We start from the raw sequence: 17,501 nt of genomic DNA, 5'->3' as shown, positions 1-17,501 counted from the left end.
CCTGGGCCGCCCGCCTTTCGCGGCGGCGCGCGCAAAAGGACAGGTGAGAGACCAGCATGACCCGAAGCGAATTCGTTACGGCTGCTTCCTTCCGGATCTGACCGGGTTGGCGACTGCTCCGCCCACACTGGCCCCTCGAGGCGGTTATATCAGGAGTCGGACGGCATCGCGCAAGGGCTGAAAAGGCCGCGCGGGGGACCGATTGCCGATGCCGTCTCTGTTCCGGCTTTGGCACCGATTCAGCAGTTTGCGTGGAACCTCGCTTGCCGCGCGCTTGCCGGGCCGCTAGAAGCCAATTGCGAACGGTTCGCAATTGGGGGTGAGTTTGGAGAACGAGCGAACGGCCTTGCGTCTTTATATGACGCACCGCTCGGCGCTCGTGGCCTATGCCAGTGCGATCGCCGGCAGCCATGCCCAGGCCGAAGATGTCGTGCAGGAAGCCTGGTTCAGGCTGAAGCGCGCCAACGATTTCGACTTGGTGCAAGAGCCCGTCGCCTATCTTTACCGCCTCGTGCGAAATCTTGCGATCGATACGCGCCGGACCCTGACCCGCGAGACGGCCCGTACCGCCTCGGAGAGCGATGCGGACGTGTTGACGGACGACCAACCCTCGCCGGAGCAGGCGATCCTGGCGCGGGACGAATTGCGGGTGGTTCTGGAAGCGCTGGCCGAACTACCCGAGAGAACCCGTATCGCCGTTCGCATGAACCGCATGGAAGGACGCAAACTGCAGGAAGTCGCGAACCATCTCGGCCTGTCGGTCACGCGGACACACGCCTTGATTGCCGAAGGCATAGCCCATTGCGATCGATTGCGCGGAAAAATGCGGCTTGCCGTAACGTCTACTTCCCATGAACGCTGACGCCGATCGCGCACGCCTGGAAGCGGCAAGCTGGCTCGTCCTCCTCGACGACGAGCCTGGCGACGCGACCCGTCAGGCCGAGTTCCGTGCCTGGCTTGAGGCCGCGCCGGCCAATGCCGCAGCCTGGCGAAGCGTCGCACGCACCGACGATCTGCTGGCACAGGCGGCGGACCATGGCTCTCGACGCGCTGGCCCACAGATCGAGGCGCGAACCCCGCCGGGCGTCTTCAGCCGATGGCGTCCGGTGGCGGCGGGGATCGCCATTGCCGCCTGCCTGTTGATGGTCTTCGTCCCTCCGCTGACGCTGCGACTGCAGGCCGATTATCTGACGGGCACCGCGCAGCTCGAGACTTTGCAGCTCGACGATGGCAGCACGGTCCGGCTCGGACCCGACAGCGCGATCCGGCTCGCCTTCTCGGCCGGCGAACGCAAGGTCGATCTGCTGGCGGGGGAAGCGCTGTTCGATGTGACGGCCGATGCCGCGCGGCCATTCCGGGTCGTCGCACGGGACGCTACCGTAACGGTGTTGGGAACACGCTTCGATGTCTCGATGCGCGGTCAGGGCACGTCCGTCCTCGTCGGGAGCGGTCAGGTCCGCGTCGACTCCTCGCGGGCTGAATCGTTCGACCTGCGCCCGGGCGACTGGGTGCGCCTCGGTCCCAACGGCATGACGGAGAAGGGTTCCGACGTTCCCAATTTCCTGATGACAGGGCCTGACGTCCGTGTGGCCGCCCGCAACCGGCCTGTCTCGGAGGTCATCGACCGCATACGTCCATGGTTCGCCGGCCGCATCGTGATTGCTGACGGGAGCGTGGGGCGCCAGCCGGTGACCGGTGTCTTCGATGCAAGCGACCCAGTGCGCGCGCTCGAAGCGCTGGTCGTTCCCCAGGGCGGCCGCGTCATCAAGGTCACGCCCTGGCTGCTGGTCGTTTCGAAGGGCTGAACGCCGACGTCGGCGTGCGCATAACTTTTTTCGGAAAAACGTCTCGCCTCATCTCGTCAGTCTTTTCAGGAGCCTGGAGCGGTTGAGAAGCAATCGCCACTGGCAGCTCGGTCTCCTTGTGCTTTGCGTTGGGGAGATCGCACGTGAATTGGGGCAGGGGATTCAAAGGTAAAGCAGCTCGTCACGGCTGGAAGCTCAAGTCACTGTTTGCTGCCATTGCCATCAACGGCGCGATCGTGGCCACGCCATTCGTGTCGGGCTCGGCCATCGCACAGCAGGCGAGGGCCTTCAATATTCCGGCGCAGCCATTGGCGGATGCGCTGGTGCAGTTTGGCTACCAGTCCGGCTTGCAGGTCGTCGCCGATGGTGGGCTGACGGCTTCGGTCAGAAGCCCCGGCGTCACAGGCACGTTGCCGCCGGCAGAAGCGCTTGCGCGGCTGCTCGCCGGGACGGGGCTCGTCTATCGCTTCACGAACGCAACGACCGTGGCGCTGGAGCGGCCCGGGGCGAGCACTGCGCCGGGCGCCCTCCACCTCGATCCCGTGCAGGTGCAGGGTTACGCCGTTCCGTCGCAGGCCATGATCGACAATATCCCACCGCCCTATGCCGGTGGCCAGGTGGCGAAGGGCGGTCTGCTCGGTCTGCTCGGCAATCGCGACGTGATGGACACGCCGTTCAATCAAACCAACTTCACGGCGGAGAAGGTTCAGAACCAGCAGGCGAAGACGATTCGCGACGTGCTGATCGATGACCCGTCGGTACGCGCCTACTTTCCCGACGGCGGCGCCGGAACGGATACCGTCCGCATCCGCGGCCTTCCCGTCGGCAGTGCGAGCACGGCCTATGGCGGTCTTTATGGCGTGCTGCCGACGAGCTCGATCATGGCGGAGTTGGCGGATCGCGTCGAAGTGCTGAAAGGGCCGGCTGCCATGATCTACGGCATGCCGCCGGGCGGTTCGGTCGGCGGCACAATCAACCTCGTGCCCAAGCGCGCGCCCGATGCCGGGCTCACGCAGCTGACGGCAGGCTATGTCTCCGCCGGACAGGTCAGCGGCCATGCGGACGTGGCGCGTCGCTTCGGTGACGAAAAGCAGTTCGGCGTACGCTTCAATGGCGTCGCCCGCGCCGGCCAGACCGAAGTATCGGGCAATTCCGATGAAAGGTACCTGGGCGTTCTCGGTCTCGACTATCGCGGCGAGCGCGTTCGGCTTTCGGCCGATCTTGGTTACCAGTATCGCAATATCGGCGGTCTGATTCCCTATCTCGGCGTCAGTCCCAACGTGCAGCTCCCTTACGCACCGAACGCCCGCAAGAATTTCGGCCAGCCGTGGAACTATCAGAGCGGCAAGGATCTCTTCGGGGTGGTGCGGGCCGAGGTCGATATCACCGAAAAGATCACGGCCTACGCGACGATAGGTGCGCACGACTACCGAGCCCAGCGTCTGGCGGGCGGCACCAACATCACGGCCCTGAACTTCAGCGGCAACGCCACGACGTCGTCCAGTACTTTCAGCCAGTACCAGACCTACCAGACCGGCGAAGCAGGCCTGCGCGCGCTCGTGAACACCGGGCCGATCGACCACGAATTCGCCTTCAGCGCCACCGGCTTCCAGCAGGAAACCGGCGCGGTTACGGTGACCGGGGCGGCGTACAATACCAACATCTACAATCCAAACATCATCGCCCGGCCCAACATTCCCATTGGCGCCGCCAACAAGACCAGCTTCGAGACGCTTTCGAGCCTGGCGTTTGCCGACACGTTGTCGGCGGCCAACAAGCGCATCCAGCTCACCGTCGGCGCGCGCCTGCAGAGGGTGACGGCCACCAACTACAATCCGACCACCGGTGCGTCGACCGACAGCTATGACCAGAGCGCACTTACGCCTGCGGTGGCGCTGATCTTCAAGCCTTGGGAGAACGTCTCGCTCTACGGCAACTTCATCCAGGGCCTGCGGCAGGGCGTCGTCGTCGGATCGACCTTCGCCAATGCCGGTGAAGTCTTTCCGCCCTTCAAGTCGACGCAGTTCGAGGTCGGCGCAAAGGTCGACTGGGGTCGCTTCACGACGACGCTCAGCCTGTTCCAGATCACGCAGCCCAGCACGATCACCGACGTGGCGAGCAACACGCTGGTGCTGGCCGGTGAGCAGCGTAACCAGGGACTTGAGTTCAATGTCTTCGGCGAGCCGATGGAAGGCGTGCGCCTGCTTGGCGGCTTCATGTTGCTCGACGCCGTGCTCGCCAAGACGCAGGGCGGCCTGACCGACGGCTGGACCGCGCCGTTCTCGCCCAACTTCCAGCTCAACATCGCAGGTGAATGGGACACGCCCTTTGTGCGGGGCCTCACGCTCACCGCGCGGGCCGTCTACACCAGCTCCCAATTCATCGACACGACCTCGCCGCGCCGCAGCCTGCCCGACTGGACACGCCTGGACATCGGTGCGCGCTATGCGCTCGACGTGGTCCGCAGCCCGACTGGCAAGCCGATCGTCGCCCGGTTCTCGGTCGAGAACCTGCTCGACGCCAACTATTGGGAGACCGGCTCGGCCGCCACCACCCTCAGCCTTGGTGCGCCGCGGACATTCCGTCTGTCGTTGACCGCCGACTTCTGAGCACTCCGGCATGGAGCCGACGTTCCGGGCGTCGATGAACTGGCTCCATACCTGGGCCGGCGTTGTACTGGGCGGCCTGCTGTTCGCGATCTTCTGGATGGGCACGCTCTCGGTGTTCGATCGCGAGATTGACCGCTGGATGATGCCGACGCTGCGCCTCGCCCTTCCAGAGCAGCCAGTGTCTTTTGACGTGCTGCGCCCGTCGATCGCCGATGCAGCCCGTGCCCGCTCGCCCTTCATCGCGGCGATCCTGCCGACCGAGCGCCAGCCTGCGATCCGATTGGCGTGGCGCGAAAAGTCGGGCCTCGTCGTGCGCTACCTCGATCCGACAACAGGTGTTGCCGTGGTCGATCCGGGGACCCGCGGCGGATCGGGCTTTCTCTATCCCTTCCATTACATGCTTCACATCAGGGCATGGGATATCGGCATCTGGATCGTCGGCCTCGCGTCGATGGCGATGCTGGCGCTGTGCATTTCCGGCGTCGTCATCCACCGCAAGATCTTCGCCGACTTCTTCACTTTCCGGTCGGCCCGCAAACCACGCCGGATGATCCTCGACCTCCACAATGTGGCCGGCGTCCTGGCGTTGCCATTCCACATCGCCATCACGCTCTCGGGTCTGATCTTCTTCTATTCGATCTACTTTCCGAGCGGCTGGAAGATGTTCTATCCAGATCGCCGTGCCTTCGTCGTCGATGAGATCAGCGACTATTCGAGGCCAAGGCTGAACAAGCCCGGTCAGCTCGGTTCGCTCGACGGCATGGTCGCTGAGGCGCAGCGCTTATGGGACGGCGACCTGCCGCGAGTGCTGGTCGTGCGGCTACCCGGCGATGCTGCCGCCTATGTGCAGGTGAGCCGCCCCTACGAGGACAGCGTGGTGCTGTCGGGCGATCTCGCTTACTTCGACGGCGCGACCGGTGCGCTGCTGCATCAGCGCACCGAGATGCGGCCGATCGCGACGGCGCAGCGCTTCGTCGTTGGATTTCACCTGATCCGGTTCCAGCACTGGACCCTTCGCTGGATCTACTTCGGGCTTGGACTGGCTGGCTACGTGACGATTGCGACCGGCTATTTCTTCTGGCTCGAAGCGCGTCGTCAGAAATCCACGCCGCTTCAGCAGCGGAGCTTCCGGCTCGTCGAAGGCATGACCGTAGGATCGACCAGCGGCATCGTGATCGCGACGCTCGTCTTCTTCGTTGCCAATCGCCTGCTGCCGCTTGGAGCAACATGGCTCGGTCAAGAGCGGGGTGCGCTCGAGATCTGCGCGTTCTTTCTCGCCTGGCTGGCGAGCTTCGCGCACGCTTGGTTACGGCCAGCGCGTGCCTGGATCGAGCAATGCTGGATGATCGCAACCCTGGCGGTCGCCGCCGTTGGCTTGAACTGGATCACCACCGGCGATCATCTCGGCCGAAGCCTCGCGCATCGACATCTTTGGGCCGTCGGCGGCATGGATTTGTTGCTGCTGCTCGGTGCAGGTGTCGCCTATCTCGCGGCGATCCGCTTGCGCGCCAGGCCCAGGTGATCACGTAGCGTCGCGCCGGTGTAGTCGGCACGGAACAGGCCGCGTTCCTGAAGGATCGGGACGACCAGCTTCACGAAATCGTCGAACTGGCGGGGAAAGAAGGGCGGCATCACATTGAAGCCGTCGGCAGCGCCGTCTCGGAACCAGCGTTCCAGTACGTCGGCGATCTGCACCGGAGTGCCGATGGGCAGGAGATGGCCACGGGCTGCGGCCACTCTGTGGAAGAGTTCTCGCAGCGTCAGGTTCTCGCGCCGCGCCATCTGCAGGAGCAGAGCGGCACGGCTCTTGAGATGCTCGGTTTCGGGTATGTCGGGAACGGGGCCGTCGAGTGGATGAACCGACATGTCGGCGCCCAGTCGCTCGGAGAGCACGGTGAAAGCCTGCGCCGTGTCGATGTTGCGATTCAACTCGGCGAAGATCTCGCAGGCTTCCCGCTCGGTACGCCCGACCACGGGCATCACGCCGGGCATGACCAGCGCCTCATCGGCGCCGCGGCCCTGTTCGAGAAGCTGAGCCTTCATGCCGGCGTAGAACGCCTGGGCCTCGCCGAGATCGTTCTGCGCCGTGAAGACGACGTCGGCGATGCGCGCGGCCAGTGCCTGGCCGGGGCCGGAAGAGCCAGCCTGGATCAATACCGGATGGCCTTGAGGTGAGCGTGGCACATTGAGCGCGCCTTCGATGGTGAAATACTTGCCCCGGAAATCGGGGATATGGAGGCTGCCCGGGCGCACGAACTGGCCGGCCTTCTTGTCGCCGATGAACGCGTCGTCGTCCCAGCTGTCCCACAGGAGCCGGCAGGCTTCGACGAACTCCTCGGCCATCGCATAGCGCTCGGCATGGGGCGGATGCTGGCGGCCGAAGACGGCACTCGACTTGGCATATGCCGTGGTCACGACATTCCAGCCCACGCGCCCGCCGGAGATATGGTCGAGCGAAGCGAAGCCGCGCGCCACATGGTAGGGCTCGGCATAGGTGGTCGACGCGGTGGCGGCGAGGCCGAGTTTCTTCGTCCCCATGGCGAGCGCTGCAAGCAGAGTCAGCGGCTCGAACTTGCCGATGGTCGAGGGATGTTCGCCGTAACCCGTCGCGAAGCCGTCGCCCAGGAAGAACATGTCGAACTTGCCGCGCTCGGCCGTGGCCGCGATGTGCTGCATCAGGCCGAGATTGGGCCATCCTTCGACAGTGGCATCGGGATGCCGCCAGCCGCCAACGTGATGGCCGGGCGTCTGCACGAAGACGCCGAGGCGCATCTGGCGGCCAGGCTTTGGTTCGAAATCCTGTTTCATCTTGGTCCTTTTTATCGGCCGGCGAATGTTTCATCTTCTCCGCCATAAAGAGCAAGCAAGGGGCGGCGCCGGGGAGGGGCATGACTTCCACAATAGCCATCGTTCTGGCGGTCTTTTCGGCAATGGGTGGTGTCTGGGGATGGCGGGTGGGAACCCGCAACATTCAGTTGCCTCCCGAGAGGTACGACTTTCCGGGAGGCATGAGCCGCGGTGAATATCTGCGGCGTCTCAAGGTACGGCACCAGCGTCGCCGGATTTTGCTGGTCCTGGGCTTCGCCGTGGCAGCAGGTGTCGCTGGTTTGGCGGCAATGACCTTTATTGCGCTGCTGATACGACGCTGAGCCGCAGTGCCTGTCCGCTCAGTGCGCGAAGTAGTGCATGCCACCGTCGACGGGGATCACGGCGCCGGTGATGTAGCGTGCCGCCGGCGAGGCGAGGAAGGCGACGAGGCCCGCCACGTCTTCCGGCTCCCCGAAATAACCGATCGGAATGTTGCGCTCGATGAAGCTGCGACGCGCTTCCTCGGTCGGATGGAGCTTTGCAGGATCTGCTCGGAGTTGATACGGCCAGGCTGGATCGTATTCACCGTCACGCCGTCAGCCGCAACGTCGCACGACAGGCCCTTGGCCCAGAGATGAAGAGCGGCCTTGGCCGCGATGGCGGCGTTCAGCCCGCGCGGCTCCATCGAACCGCTGATATTGATGATGCGGCCCCATTTGCGCGCCCGCATCGCCGGCAGCAGCGCCTTGGTGAGAAGGCGCGCGGCCGTGAAATTGAGGGCGAAAGCCTCTTCCCAGACATCTTGGCCAGCATCGGGGCCTGTTGGCCGCGAGCCGCCGGCGCAGTTCGCCAGGATGTCAATATGGCCCAGCGCTTTCGTGGCTTCGTCGACAATGCGTGCAAGGTCCTTCGTGTCGGTGACGTCGCCCGTGATGGCCGTTACGCCGTCGAGAGGTGCGATCTTGTCGGCGCGCCGGGCTGTGGCGGCGACGCGGGCTCCTTGTTGGGCGAGAAGCCGTGCGACGCCGGCGCCGATTCCGGAGCTTGCCCCGGTGACAAGACACGTCTTGCCGCGAAGTTCGTAATCCATCCGGCCCTTAGAGCGTGACTGGTCCGCCTTCGGCAAGGGCGCGTTGCGTCGCCAGCGAAAGATTAAGCGCCTCGATGGCTCGGTCGGCATCAAGCAGAGAAGGATCCGCCTTGCCGGCAATGCAGTCGACGAAATGGCGCAGTTCGGCCACGTAAGGGTCGCGCCCCGATATCGCGACGGCTTTGGCTGGCGCGTTGCCAGTGGCGATGGTGAACGTGCTGCGCGGCGGCATCTCGGAGAAGACGGTTTCCAGCCCGAACACAGCACGTTCGAACAGGGCTCGAAAACCAACTGTGAATGGGAAACCCGTCGGCATCAGGCCACTCGCCGTGACCGTCGCGTGCCGGCCATCGCCATAGTCGAGCAAGGCGGTGATATCGCCATCGCCCGAGGCCGAGAGTCGCTCGGGTGCGCCCATCAGCCATTGCACGACATCCAAGTCGAATGTCATCAGCTCGGTTGTTGGGTCGGTATAGTGTGATTTGCGATCTGGTGCGTCCGGATGCAGGTAGGAGCTCAGCCGCCATGTCGAGAGACTGATCAAGCGGCCATGTTCACCTGACGTCACAACCGCCTTTACGTGCTCGTAGGCACCAACCGATCGCATGAGCAGCCCGATCTGCAGAAGCCGATTGGCCTTGCGCGCGGCGGCGCGCATTCCCTGCGCGGCAGACATCCCCAGTGCCATAGGCGTCTCACAGAAGACATGCTTGCCGCAGTTCAGAGCCGAGACGACGAATTTCCCGTGAATCGCGCTCGGCAGGCAAACGTCGATGGCATCGATATCGGCGCTTTCGATCAGCAGGCGAGGATCGTCGAATGGCTTGGCCTTGCAGATATCTGCGACCAGCCGTGCACGGTCCAGGCTACGCGCCGAGACACCGACGACCTCGACGTCGTCCATGCCGGCGTAGGCGCTCGCATGCACGGCGCCCATCGCGCCTGCTCCCAGGATGCCGATCCTGACCATGACGCCAAGCGTAGCGCAATTTGCCTGATTAGGGCGATCTTGCGTTAAGCTCGCCCGATGACAGGATCGGATCCCTATGCGGCGCTGGGCGTGCGTCGCCGAATCAACGCCGCCGGTGCGCTGACGCGTCTGGGTGGCGCGGTGATGGCGCCAGAGGTGGTCGAGGCGATGGCGGCAGCTTCGCGCGCGTCGGTCGATATCGGCGAGCTGCAGGATGCCGCGAGCCGGCGTATCGCCCAGGCGACGGGCGCGGAGGCGGGGATGGTGACCACGGGCGCGGCCGCGGCGCTTACCCTCGCGGCTGCCGCTTCGATTGCGCGTTGGGACGTGGCCAAGATGGCGGCCCTGCCGCACGCCGACGCCTTTCCGCGTGACATCCTGGTACCGCGTACCCAGCGCACCGGCTATGCCCATGCGCTGGCGGCCTCCGGTGCGCGACTGGTCGATATCGGGCACAATGATCGTGGCACCGGGGCTGGTGTGCGCGGCCTTGAAGCCTGGGAGATCGAGACGGCGCTCTCGCCGTCGGTCGTCGCGGTGTTCTTCTCGGCCAACGCCACGAGCCTCGCCGACCTGCCGACAGCGGTATCGGTCTGCAAGGCGCATGGCATTCCGTTGATCGTCGATGCAGCGGCGCAGTTGCCGCCCAAGGAGAATCTCCGCCGCTTCATCGCCATGGGCGCCGATCTGGTGGCTTTCTCCGGTGGCAAGGCGCTGGGTGGGCCGCAGGCGTCGGGCTTCCTGACGGGAAGGCGCGATCTCATCGCGTCGGCGCTGTTGCAGCAACTCGACATGGATGTGGCGCCCGACACGTGGACACCGCCCAAACTGGTCGATCGCGCCAACCTGCGGGGCGTGCCGCATCATGGCATCGGACGTGGATTCAAGGCCGGCAAGGAGGAGATCGTCGGGCTGCTGACGGCGCTCGATCGTTTCCTCGAGGCCGACGACGCGGCTGCCAATGCGGCCCTTCAGACGCGGCTCGAAGCCATTGCCGCCTCGTTGAACGGCTTTGACGTTGCGCTGGTGCCGGCCGCGAAGACGGGACGTGTGCCCGTCCTCGAGATAGCCGTGCGCGATGCGCTGACGATCAGTGCCCGCTTGCAGAAGGGTGATCCACCCGTGCATCTCTCCGAGCGTCACGCCGCGCGTGGCGTGCTGACACTCGATCCGCAGGTCCTGCTGCCCGAGCACGATGCGCCGCTGGCGGCGGCGCTCCGTGCCGGGCTTCAGTCAGTTTAGGCCGCTCGCAGGATGCCGAGCTGCTGCAGGGCGGTCACGCCGTCGTCGAGGCCGATTTCCTCGGCGACCTTGCCATCCTTGATGCGCAGGACGGTCGTGCCGGTGAAACGCATCTTGCGGCCCGAGGCAGCCGGCAGCGATCCGATCAGGAAATCGCTGAAGGCCGGGCCGGTATGCGTGCCGCCGCCCTTCCACTGGCCGACGACATAGTCGCCTTCGGCAATGAGATCGGCCGCGCCACCGAACTCGAGATCCGGGAAGGCCTCACGAAAGTCGGTCATGAAGTTCTTCACATCCTCACGCCCGCGACGGGGAGCATGCAGTGAGTATTGCAGCAGGATGTCGGGGGCGGCGAGTTCGTCGACGACCTTTGGGTTCCAGGGATTGCCCCAGAATTCCGTGAACCAGCGGCCGACGATGGCCTTGTTTTCCTGTTCCTTGGACATGATGACGATCCTTCGCGCTGTTGCGACCACGATTGGTCCGTGGCCGCACCATGTCCGTCGCATGGATCGGAAAATATCCGCCGGCGTCCGCGAATAAATTTCGCGGACACGCTCACGATTCAATCGATCGCGGATTGACCTTCGTCGCGATAGGCCCAGCAGGTGTCGGGCGGCAAGGTAAGGGCGACTTCGCCATCTTGATGGCGGGCCGCCGTGCCGAGTTCCAGCACCTCGAGCTTCTGACCGCCAAATTCGACGTCGTAGACCGTCTGCATGCCCTGATAGCGGCGTTCGACGACGCGGCCGGTGAAGCTGTTGGCGGGCCCGCGTTCGCCGAGCCGGATGTTCTCGGCGCGCAAGGCCACGCGCGCGCGGTCGCCGGCAGCGAGGGGCTGCGGCGTCCAGGCTTCGATGCGGCCAACTTGGCCGAGATCGATGGTCGCGCGCTCGCCCTTTCGTTCCAACACCTTGCCCAACAGCACGTTCGAGGCGCCGGTGAAGTTGGCGACGAAGGAGTCGGCCGGTCTGTTGTAGATCTCGCCGGGCGGGGCCATCTGCAGCAGCTTGCCCTCGCGCATGACGCCGATGCGGTCGCCCAGCACCACGGCCTCGGCCTGGTCGTGCGTCACGTAGAGGCCGGTCATGCCGGTCTGCTTCAGGATGCGCCGCAGCTCGTCGCGCAGGCGGATGCGCAGCTTGGCATCGAGATTGGACAGCGGTTCGTCGAGCAGCAGAAGCTGCGGTCGGTAGACCAGGCTGCGTGCCAGCGCCACGCGCTGCATCTGGCCGCCCGACAGTGACGTCACGGGCCGTTCGGCATAGTCACCGAGACCGACCAGCTCGAGCGTCTCTCGCACCTTCGTGTCGACGTTCCCGCTGCCGTTGCTGCTGCGCCGGTGCTTCAGCGGATAGGCCACGTTCTGCTTCACCGTCATGTGCGGCCAGACGGCATAGGACTGGAACACCATGCCGATGTCGCGCTCGCGTGGCGACACCAACAGGTTACGCTCGGGCTCCGACACGACGCGGCCGCCGATCGAGATGCGGCCGCCGGTGGGATGTTCGAGGCCCGCGACACAGCGCAAGGTCGTGGTCTTGCCGCAACCCGAAGGGCCGAGCAGCACCACGATCTCGCCGGCCGGCACGTCGAAATTCACCCCGTCCACGGCGGGCTTGCCCGCCGCGAACCGCTTTACGAGGTCCTCGATGAGAAGAGCGGAGCTCACTGGCGATAGCCGTAAGTCTTGTTCCACTCTTCGATCCAGGTTCCGCGCAGCTTGGAGAACTCCTCGAAATTCGGCACCCAGACCTTGATCTTCTTGGGGTCCCAACCCTTCGGGAAGGCCGGCGGCTCCTTCAAGGAGGTGATGTTGCCGAGCTTGTTGATCATGAACGCCTGACCTTCCTTGGAGAGGCGCCAGTTCATGAACAGTTTTGCGGCATTCGGGCTCTTCGACGTCTTGGTGATGCCATCGGCATAGGGAACGATCGGCACGCCTTCGGGGGCGAAGATTGCCTCGGCCGGAGCGCCTTCGACGATCTTGGTGTAGATGATGTTATAGAGCAGCGGTGCGATCGAGACTTCGCCACGCACCAGCGCATCGGAGAGCGGGGCCCCCGACGGGTAGAGCGCAATGCCGATTTCGGCCTGCTTCTTCCAATAGTCTTCACCGAGGACCTGGCGCTCGAACATGATGCGCGTCCAGGTCGTGCCACCCGACGGTCCGATCACCTGGCCGATCTGCTTGTTCTTGTATTCGGGCTTCAGCAAATCCATCCAGCTCTTGGGCGCGTTCTTCACGAGCTGGGTGTTGTAGGCGATAGCCCAGCCCAGGGTGACACCCGGCCACAGCTTGGGCGAGACCAGCGCGTCGGGGCGGTAATCAGCGGCATTCGGCGGGGCGTAGTCCTGGAAGAGGTCGGCAAGTTCCAGCATCAGGCCGCGGTCGGAATGGTTCACGACGTCGGCGCCGAGCTTGCCGGCAGCGGCTTCGGTCTTGATGCGGGTGATGAGCTGGCCGCCCGGCGCGCGGACCATCGCCACCTTGATCTTCGGGAAGACCTTGTTGAATTCCTTGATGACTTCCTGCTGCGTCTCCGCGAAGTCGGCGGTGTAGAGCGTGAGCTGACCTTCCTTCTCGGCGGCCGCGATCAGCTCCTTGGAGCCGAACTGGGTCTGCGCCATTGCCGGCAGGCCGATAAGGCCCAGCGCCAGCCCGATGGCGGTTGCGGTCATAGTCCTGCGATACATAGGCATATCCTCCGTTGTCCTTATTCGTCAGCCGAGTTGATTAACCTACTCGCGCGCTGCCTTGCGCGGCGTCACGGGAAAGCCAGGTAGTGATCCCGAGCAGGACGGCCAGCAGCACGGTCTGCACGAGACTGAAGGCGGCAGTCTTGCCGACGTTTCCGCCCTCGTAATAGTCGAGCAGCAACACCGCCATCACGGTCGTGTCGCTGGTGTAGAGGAAGAGCGACGAGCCGAGCTCACGAATCGCCAGCACGAACAGGAGTGTCATCGAGGCCACGACACCCGGCCGTGCCAGCGGCAGCACGATGGTGCGGATGGTGCCGAGCATGCCGCGGCCGCAGATCCAGGCGGCTTCTTCCAGTTCCTTGTGGATCTGCATGAAGGAGGTCGAGAGCGCCTTCACCGTGTCAGGCATGAAGCGCGCAACGAAGGCCAGCGCGAGGATCCAGATCGTGCCGTAGAGGCCGCCTGGGAGCCCGATCCAAGCCCAGAGATAGGCGACGCCGACGACGAGACCCGGAATGGCCACGGGCAAGGTCGCCAGCAGGTCGATCGAGCGGCGACCGGAAACCTGGGTGCGGTTGACCGTGTAGCCGATGGCGAAAGCCAGGGCGCCGCCCACCAGAGCGGTCAGCACGCCGACCTTCATGGTGTTCCAGATCGACAGCATGGTCAGCGGATTGTCGAAGACGCTGTTGAAGTGCACCCAGCTATAGGCCTTGGCGTCGAACAGCGCGTCGAAGTCCTTGATGAACAGGAACTTTCGGAACGCAGCGATGATCAGCGCCAGGGTCGGCAGCACGACCACCACGAAGATATAGATGAGCGCCAGACTGAAGGTGAACCAGCGCCAGCGGCCGAGCTTCAGGGGACGCGGCCGGAAGGCCTTGCCGGCGACGGTGGCGAAGCTCTTGCCCGACAGCACGCGCTGCTGCGCCCAGACGAGGATTGCCGTCACCACCATCAGCAGGATCGCGACCGCCGCAGCGGTGTTGTAGAGCGGCGGGCTCCAGGCGGTGAGCTTGAAGATGTAGGTCGTGAGCACACTGATATTGGCTGGTGCGCCCAGAGCAGCTGGCACGCCGTAGATGCCCAGCATAACCACGAAGGAGAGCAGCGAGCCCGCCAGGATTGCCGGCGCGATCAGCGGGAAGGTGACGGTGAACAGCGTCGTGAAGGCCGAGGCGCCGGAAACTTCGGATGCTTCCTCGAGGCTTGGATCCATGTTCCGCAGCGCCGAGGCGGTGAACATGTAGACGTAGGGCGCGTAGTACATGCCGAAAACGAGGATCAGGCCCGACATCGAATAGAAGTCGAAGCGAAAATCGATGCCGACCCACTTCAGCACGGTGTTGAGCAGGCCGGTCTTGGGCGAGCCCAGGATTCCCCAGGCGACGCCGGCGACCAGCGGCGGCACAAACAGCGGGATCATACTGGCGCCGGCAATGAAGCCTTTGAAAGGCGTATCCGTGCGCACGACGATCCAGGAGAAGGCGAGCCCGATCACCACGGCCAGGATGGTGCCGCCACCACAGGCTGCCAGCGCGTTGAAGAAGGCGAGGTGGACGTTCTCGTTTCCGAGCACGTCGATGAAGTGCTTCACCGAAGGCCGGAAAGCGCCGAAGCCGTCGACCACCGGATTGGAGTCGCTCAGCGCGCCGAAGACCAGCATCAACAGCGGATAGAGGACAAGGAAGGCAAGGACGATCAGCAGCGCGCCGACCCAAAGCGGCGCACCCCAACGGCGGGGTGCCGGTCGGACCTCATCAGACGCAGGCAATGCGGTAGCACTCGTCGCCGTCAACGCTCGATTCCCTCCCACGATCGTCCGCAGGCGGCGCCGGCGGCTTCTTCATCGTTGGTGAAATCGTAGCCCATCGGCAAATCAGACGCTACGTTTTGCTGATGAAGCTTCGTTCTCACGACCGCTACGACTATGTCCCCCTGCGTGGACGCAAGGATTACGTCTGGCCCGACAATCGCAGGCTGGCCGTTTATTTCGCTCTGAACCTCGAACATTTCACCTTTGGCGATGGGCTGGGTGCGGAACTGGTGCCCGCAGGACCGCAGCCCGACGTGCTCAATTATGCGTGGCGCGACTACGGCAACCGGGTCGGCGCCTGGTACATGCTCGATGCGTTCGATGCTCTCGATCTGCCGATGGCGGCGCTCGTGAACAGCGCCATGTACGATCATGCGCCACAGCTCGTAGCAGCCTGCCGTGCCCGCGGCGACGAGATCGTGGGGCACGGCCGCACCAATGCCGAGCGTCAGGGCGTGCTCGGCGAGGCTGAGGAGCGACAGCTCATAGCGGAAGTGACGAGCCGCATCGCGAACGAAGAAGGGAAGACGCCGGAAGGTTGGCTGGGGCCGTGGATATCGCAAAGCCACGCCACGCCCGACGTACTGGCCCATGCCGGCTACAGCTACCATCTCGACTGGTGCATGGACGACCAGCCGGTCTGGTTCCGCTGCCGCGACGGCAAGAAGATCCTCTCGGTGCCCTATCCACAGGAAGCGAACGACATTCCTTCGATCGTCGTCCGCAAGGATGGCGCCGAGCAATTCGCCGACATCATCGTCGACCAGTTCGACGAGATGCTGGAGCTGTCGCAAGCACGGCCGCTTGTCATGGGCGTCGCGCTGCACGCCTATATCGTCGGCCAGCCGCACCGCTTGCGGCATCTCAAGCGCGCGCTCCGGCACATCGCCGCGCAGCGCGACGCGATCTGGCTCACCACGCCGGGCGCCATCGCCCGACACTGTATTTCCTTACCCGCCGGCATTGTCCCCTAGGAGTTCCATGCGTCTTTTCACGGCCACGCTTGCCACCGAGACCAACACTTTCTCTCCGCTCCCCACCAGCATCGAGAATTACCGCGAGTCGGTGTTCTTTCGAGCTGGCGAACATCCGACCGATGCGCCGCGTATGTGCACCGCGCCGCTGTTCGTCGGACGCGCTCGCGCCAAGGCGGAAGGCTTCGAGCTGATCGAAGGAAGCTGCTTTGCCGCCAGTCCCGCTGGCACGACCAACCGTGCCGACTATGAGACCATGCGCGACGAGATCCTGGGCCAGCTCAAGGCGGCCCTGCCGGTCGATGGATTGCTGCTCGGCCTGCACGGCGCCATGGTGGCGCACGGTTACGACGACGTCGAAGGTGACATCATCGAACGTGCCCGCGCCATCGTCGGTCCGAAATGCGTGATCGGCGTAGAACTAGACCCGCACTGCCATCTTACCTTGAAGCGCATCGCCGGCGCCGACATCGTCGTGCTCTATAAGGAATTCCCGCATACCGACGTCGTCGAGCGGGCGGAAGACGTGCTCGACCTCGTGCTCGCCACCCTGCGCGGCAAGGTGAAGCCGGTGATGTCGGTCTACGACTGTCGGCAGATCCAGAGCTATCCCACGACCATCCAGCCGATGCGTGGCCTGGTCGATCGCATCAAGGCGATGGAGGGCAAGGACGGCATCCTGTCCGTCTCGATCGCACATTGCTTTCCCTATGGCGACGTGCCCGAAATCGGCACGCGCGTGCTGGTGATTGCCGACGGCGACAAGAAGAAGGCAGATGCGCTCGCGACGACACTCGGTGAGGAGCTGGTGAGCCTGCGCGGCAAGACCCAGCCGCCGTCGTTCGACGTTGCCGCCGGCGTAGGGGAGGGTGTCGCCTTCAACGACCTGCCGGTGGTGATCGCCGATCCAGCCGACAATGCCGGCGGCGGCGCACCGTCGGACAACACCGACATCCTGCGCCATCTGATCGAGAAGAAGGTCGAGAATGCCTGCCTCGGTCCGATCTGGGATCCGATCGCCGTGCGCCTCTGCTTCGATGCCGGCCTCGGCGCCAAGATGGGCCTCCGATTTGGCGGCAAGATTGCGCCGAGCTCGGGCCAGCCGGTTGATGCCGAAGTCGAGGTGATCGGTCTCAAGCGCGATGCCTGGCAAAGCTTCGGGCCGACTCAGGTATCGGTCGGCGATTGTGCGGCTGTGCGTATCGACGGCGTAGAGGTCGTTTTAATTGCGAATCGCACGCAGGCAACGGGCTTGGAACTCTTCACCAACCTCGGAATCGATCCGCGCGAGCGCAAGATCGTGGTGGTGAAGTCGACCAATCACTTCATGGCGGCCTACGGCCCGATCGCCAAGAAGGTCATTTACGTCGAATCGAGCGGTCCGCTACGCCGCGACCACCGCAAGGTCCCCTACCAAAAGGTCGAGCGCCCGATCTGGCCGCTTGATCCGGATGCCAAGCCGCGCGGGCTGATCTTCTGATCTC

Annotated in this window: 14 protein-coding genes, 1 other RNA gene and 1 pseudogene; 8 read left to right on the top strand and 8 right to left on the bottom strand. The window is 64.4% G+C overall.

The features are described from left to right. Positions 1-41: 41 nt before the first annotated feature. Positions 42-138: signal recognition particle sRNA small type (gene ffs / locus EPO50_RS23615), an RNA gene on the bottom strand. A gap of 220 nt (positions 139-358) precedes the next feature. On the opposite strand from ffs, the gene EPO50_RS23610 reads away from it, so the two are divergent. From EPO50_RS23610 to EPO50_RS23595, 4 genes are all read left to right on the top strand, one after another. Then, positions 359-862, top strand: a complete 504-nt coding sequence (locus tag EPO50_RS23610; protein ID WP_296348094.1) for a sigma-70 family RNA polymerase sigma factor — start codon at positions 359-361, stop codon at positions 860-862. Next, on the top strand, positions 852-1,805 hold the full coding sequence (locus tag EPO50_RS23605) for a FecR domain-containing protein (RefSeq protein WP_296348091.1): 954 nt from the start codon (positions 852-854) through the stop codon (positions 1,803-1,805). The genes EPO50_RS23610 and EPO50_RS23605 overlap by 11 nt, the downstream gene beginning before the upstream one ends. Before the next feature lie 143 nt (positions 1,806-1,948). Further along, the gene (locus EPO50_RS23600) at positions 1,949-4,414 is read left to right on the top strand and encodes a TonB-dependent receptor (RefSeq protein ID WP_296348089.1); all 2,466 of its coding nucleotides are present in this window, start codon (positions 1,949-1,951) and stop codon (positions 4,412-4,414) included. Between the two features lie 10 nt (positions 4,415-4,424). Beyond that, on the top strand, positions 4,425-5,936 hold the full coding sequence (locus EPO50_RS23595; protein ID WP_296348087.1) for a PepSY domain-containing protein: 1,512 nt from the start codon (positions 4,425-4,427) through the stop codon (positions 5,934-5,936). On the opposite strand, the gene EPO50_RS23590 is transcribed toward EPO50_RS23595, so the two are convergent. After that, positions 5,897-7,222: an LLM class flavin-dependent oxidoreductase gene (locus EPO50_RS23590; RefSeq protein WP_296348085.1), complete on the bottom strand. Its 1,326-nt coding sequence runs from the start codon at positions 7,220-7,222 to the stop codon at positions 5,897-5,899. The two genes, EPO50_RS23595 and EPO50_RS23590, sit on opposite strands and share 40 nt — an antisense overlap. Positions 7,223-7,302: 80 nt before the next feature. Between EPO50_RS23590 and EPO50_RS23585 the strand changes: the two genes are divergently transcribed. Next, the gene (locus EPO50_RS23585) at positions 7,303-7,563 is read left to right on the top strand and encodes a hypothetical protein (protein ID WP_296348083.1); all 261 of its coding nucleotides are present in this window, start codon (positions 7,303-7,305) and stop codon (positions 7,561-7,563) included. Positions 7,564-7,581: 18 nt separating this feature from the next. Here EPO50_RS23585 and EPO50_RS23575 read toward each other — a convergent pair. Next, positions 7,582-8,312 (bottom strand): annotated as a pseudogene (locus EPO50_RS23575) (SDR family NAD(P)-dependent oxidoreductase). A gap of 7 nt (positions 8,313-8,319) precedes the next feature. Next, positions 8,320-9,282, bottom strand: a complete 963-nt coding sequence (locus tag EPO50_RS23570; protein WP_296348081.1) for a Gfo/Idh/MocA family oxidoreductase — start codon at positions 9,280-9,282, stop codon at positions 8,320-8,322. A 57-nt stretch (positions 9,283-9,339) separates the two neighbouring features. Here EPO50_RS23570 and EPO50_RS23565 point away from each other — a divergent pair, with 57 nt between their 5' ends. Next, positions 9,340-10,524 (top strand): aminotransferase class V-fold PLP-dependent enzyme, encoded by a 1,185-nt coding sequence (locus EPO50_RS23565; RefSeq protein ID WP_296348079.1) that lies wholly within the window; start codon positions 9,340-9,342, stop codon positions 10,522-10,524. Here the strand turns inward: EPO50_RS23565 and EPO50_RS23560 are convergent. The 4 genes from EPO50_RS23560 to EPO50_RS23545 all read right to left on the bottom strand — a co-directional run bounded on the left by EPO50_RS23560 (position 10,521) and on the right by EPO50_RS23545 (position 15,001). After that, complete coding sequence (locus EPO50_RS23560; RefSeq protein ID WP_296348077.1) at positions 10,521-10,970, bottom strand: ester cyclase; 450 nt, start codon at positions 10,968-10,970, stop codon at positions 10,521-10,523. The genes EPO50_RS23565 and EPO50_RS23560 overlap by 4 nt on opposite strands. A 119-nt stretch (positions 10,971-11,089) precedes the next feature. After that, positions 11,090-12,196, bottom strand: coding sequence for an ABC transporter ATP-binding protein (locus tag EPO50_RS23555; RefSeq protein ID WP_296348075.1), 1,107 nt, complete (start codon positions 12,194-12,196; stop codon positions 11,090-11,092). Next, on the bottom strand, positions 12,193-13,206 hold the full coding sequence (locus tag EPO50_RS23550) for an extracellular solute-binding protein (RefSeq protein ID WP_296348073.1): 1,014 nt from the start codon (positions 13,204-13,206) through the stop codon (positions 12,193-12,195). The genes EPO50_RS23555 and EPO50_RS23550 overlap by 4 nt, the downstream gene beginning before the upstream one ends. Positions 13,207-13,261: 55 nt before the next feature. Continuing rightward, entirely contained in the window at positions 13,262-15,001 is a 1,740-nt protein-coding gene (locus tag EPO50_RS23545; protein WP_296348071.1) for an iron ABC transporter permease, read from the bottom strand. Between the two features lie 125 nt (positions 15,002-15,126). Here EPO50_RS23545 and EPO50_RS23540 point away from each other — a divergent pair, with 125 nt between their 5' ends. After that, positions 15,127-16,017, top strand: a complete 891-nt coding sequence (locus EPO50_RS23540) for a polysaccharide deacetylase family protein (protein ID WP_296348069.1) — start codon at positions 15,127-15,129, stop codon at positions 16,015-16,017. Between the two features lie 7 nt (positions 16,018-16,024). Continuing rightward, on the top strand, positions 16,025-17,497 hold the full coding sequence (locus EPO50_RS23535) for a M81 family metallopeptidase (RefSeq protein ID WP_296348067.1): 1,473 nt from the start codon (positions 16,025-16,027) through the stop codon (positions 17,495-17,497). Positions 17,498-17,501 lie beyond the last annotated feature (4 nt).

The organism is Reyranella sp., assembly GCF_004297405.1.
GTDB lineage: Bacteria > Pseudomonadota > Alphaproteobacteria > Reyranellales > Reyranellaceae > Reyranella.
This window is presented reverse-complemented; position numbering and strand designations above follow the sequence as displayed.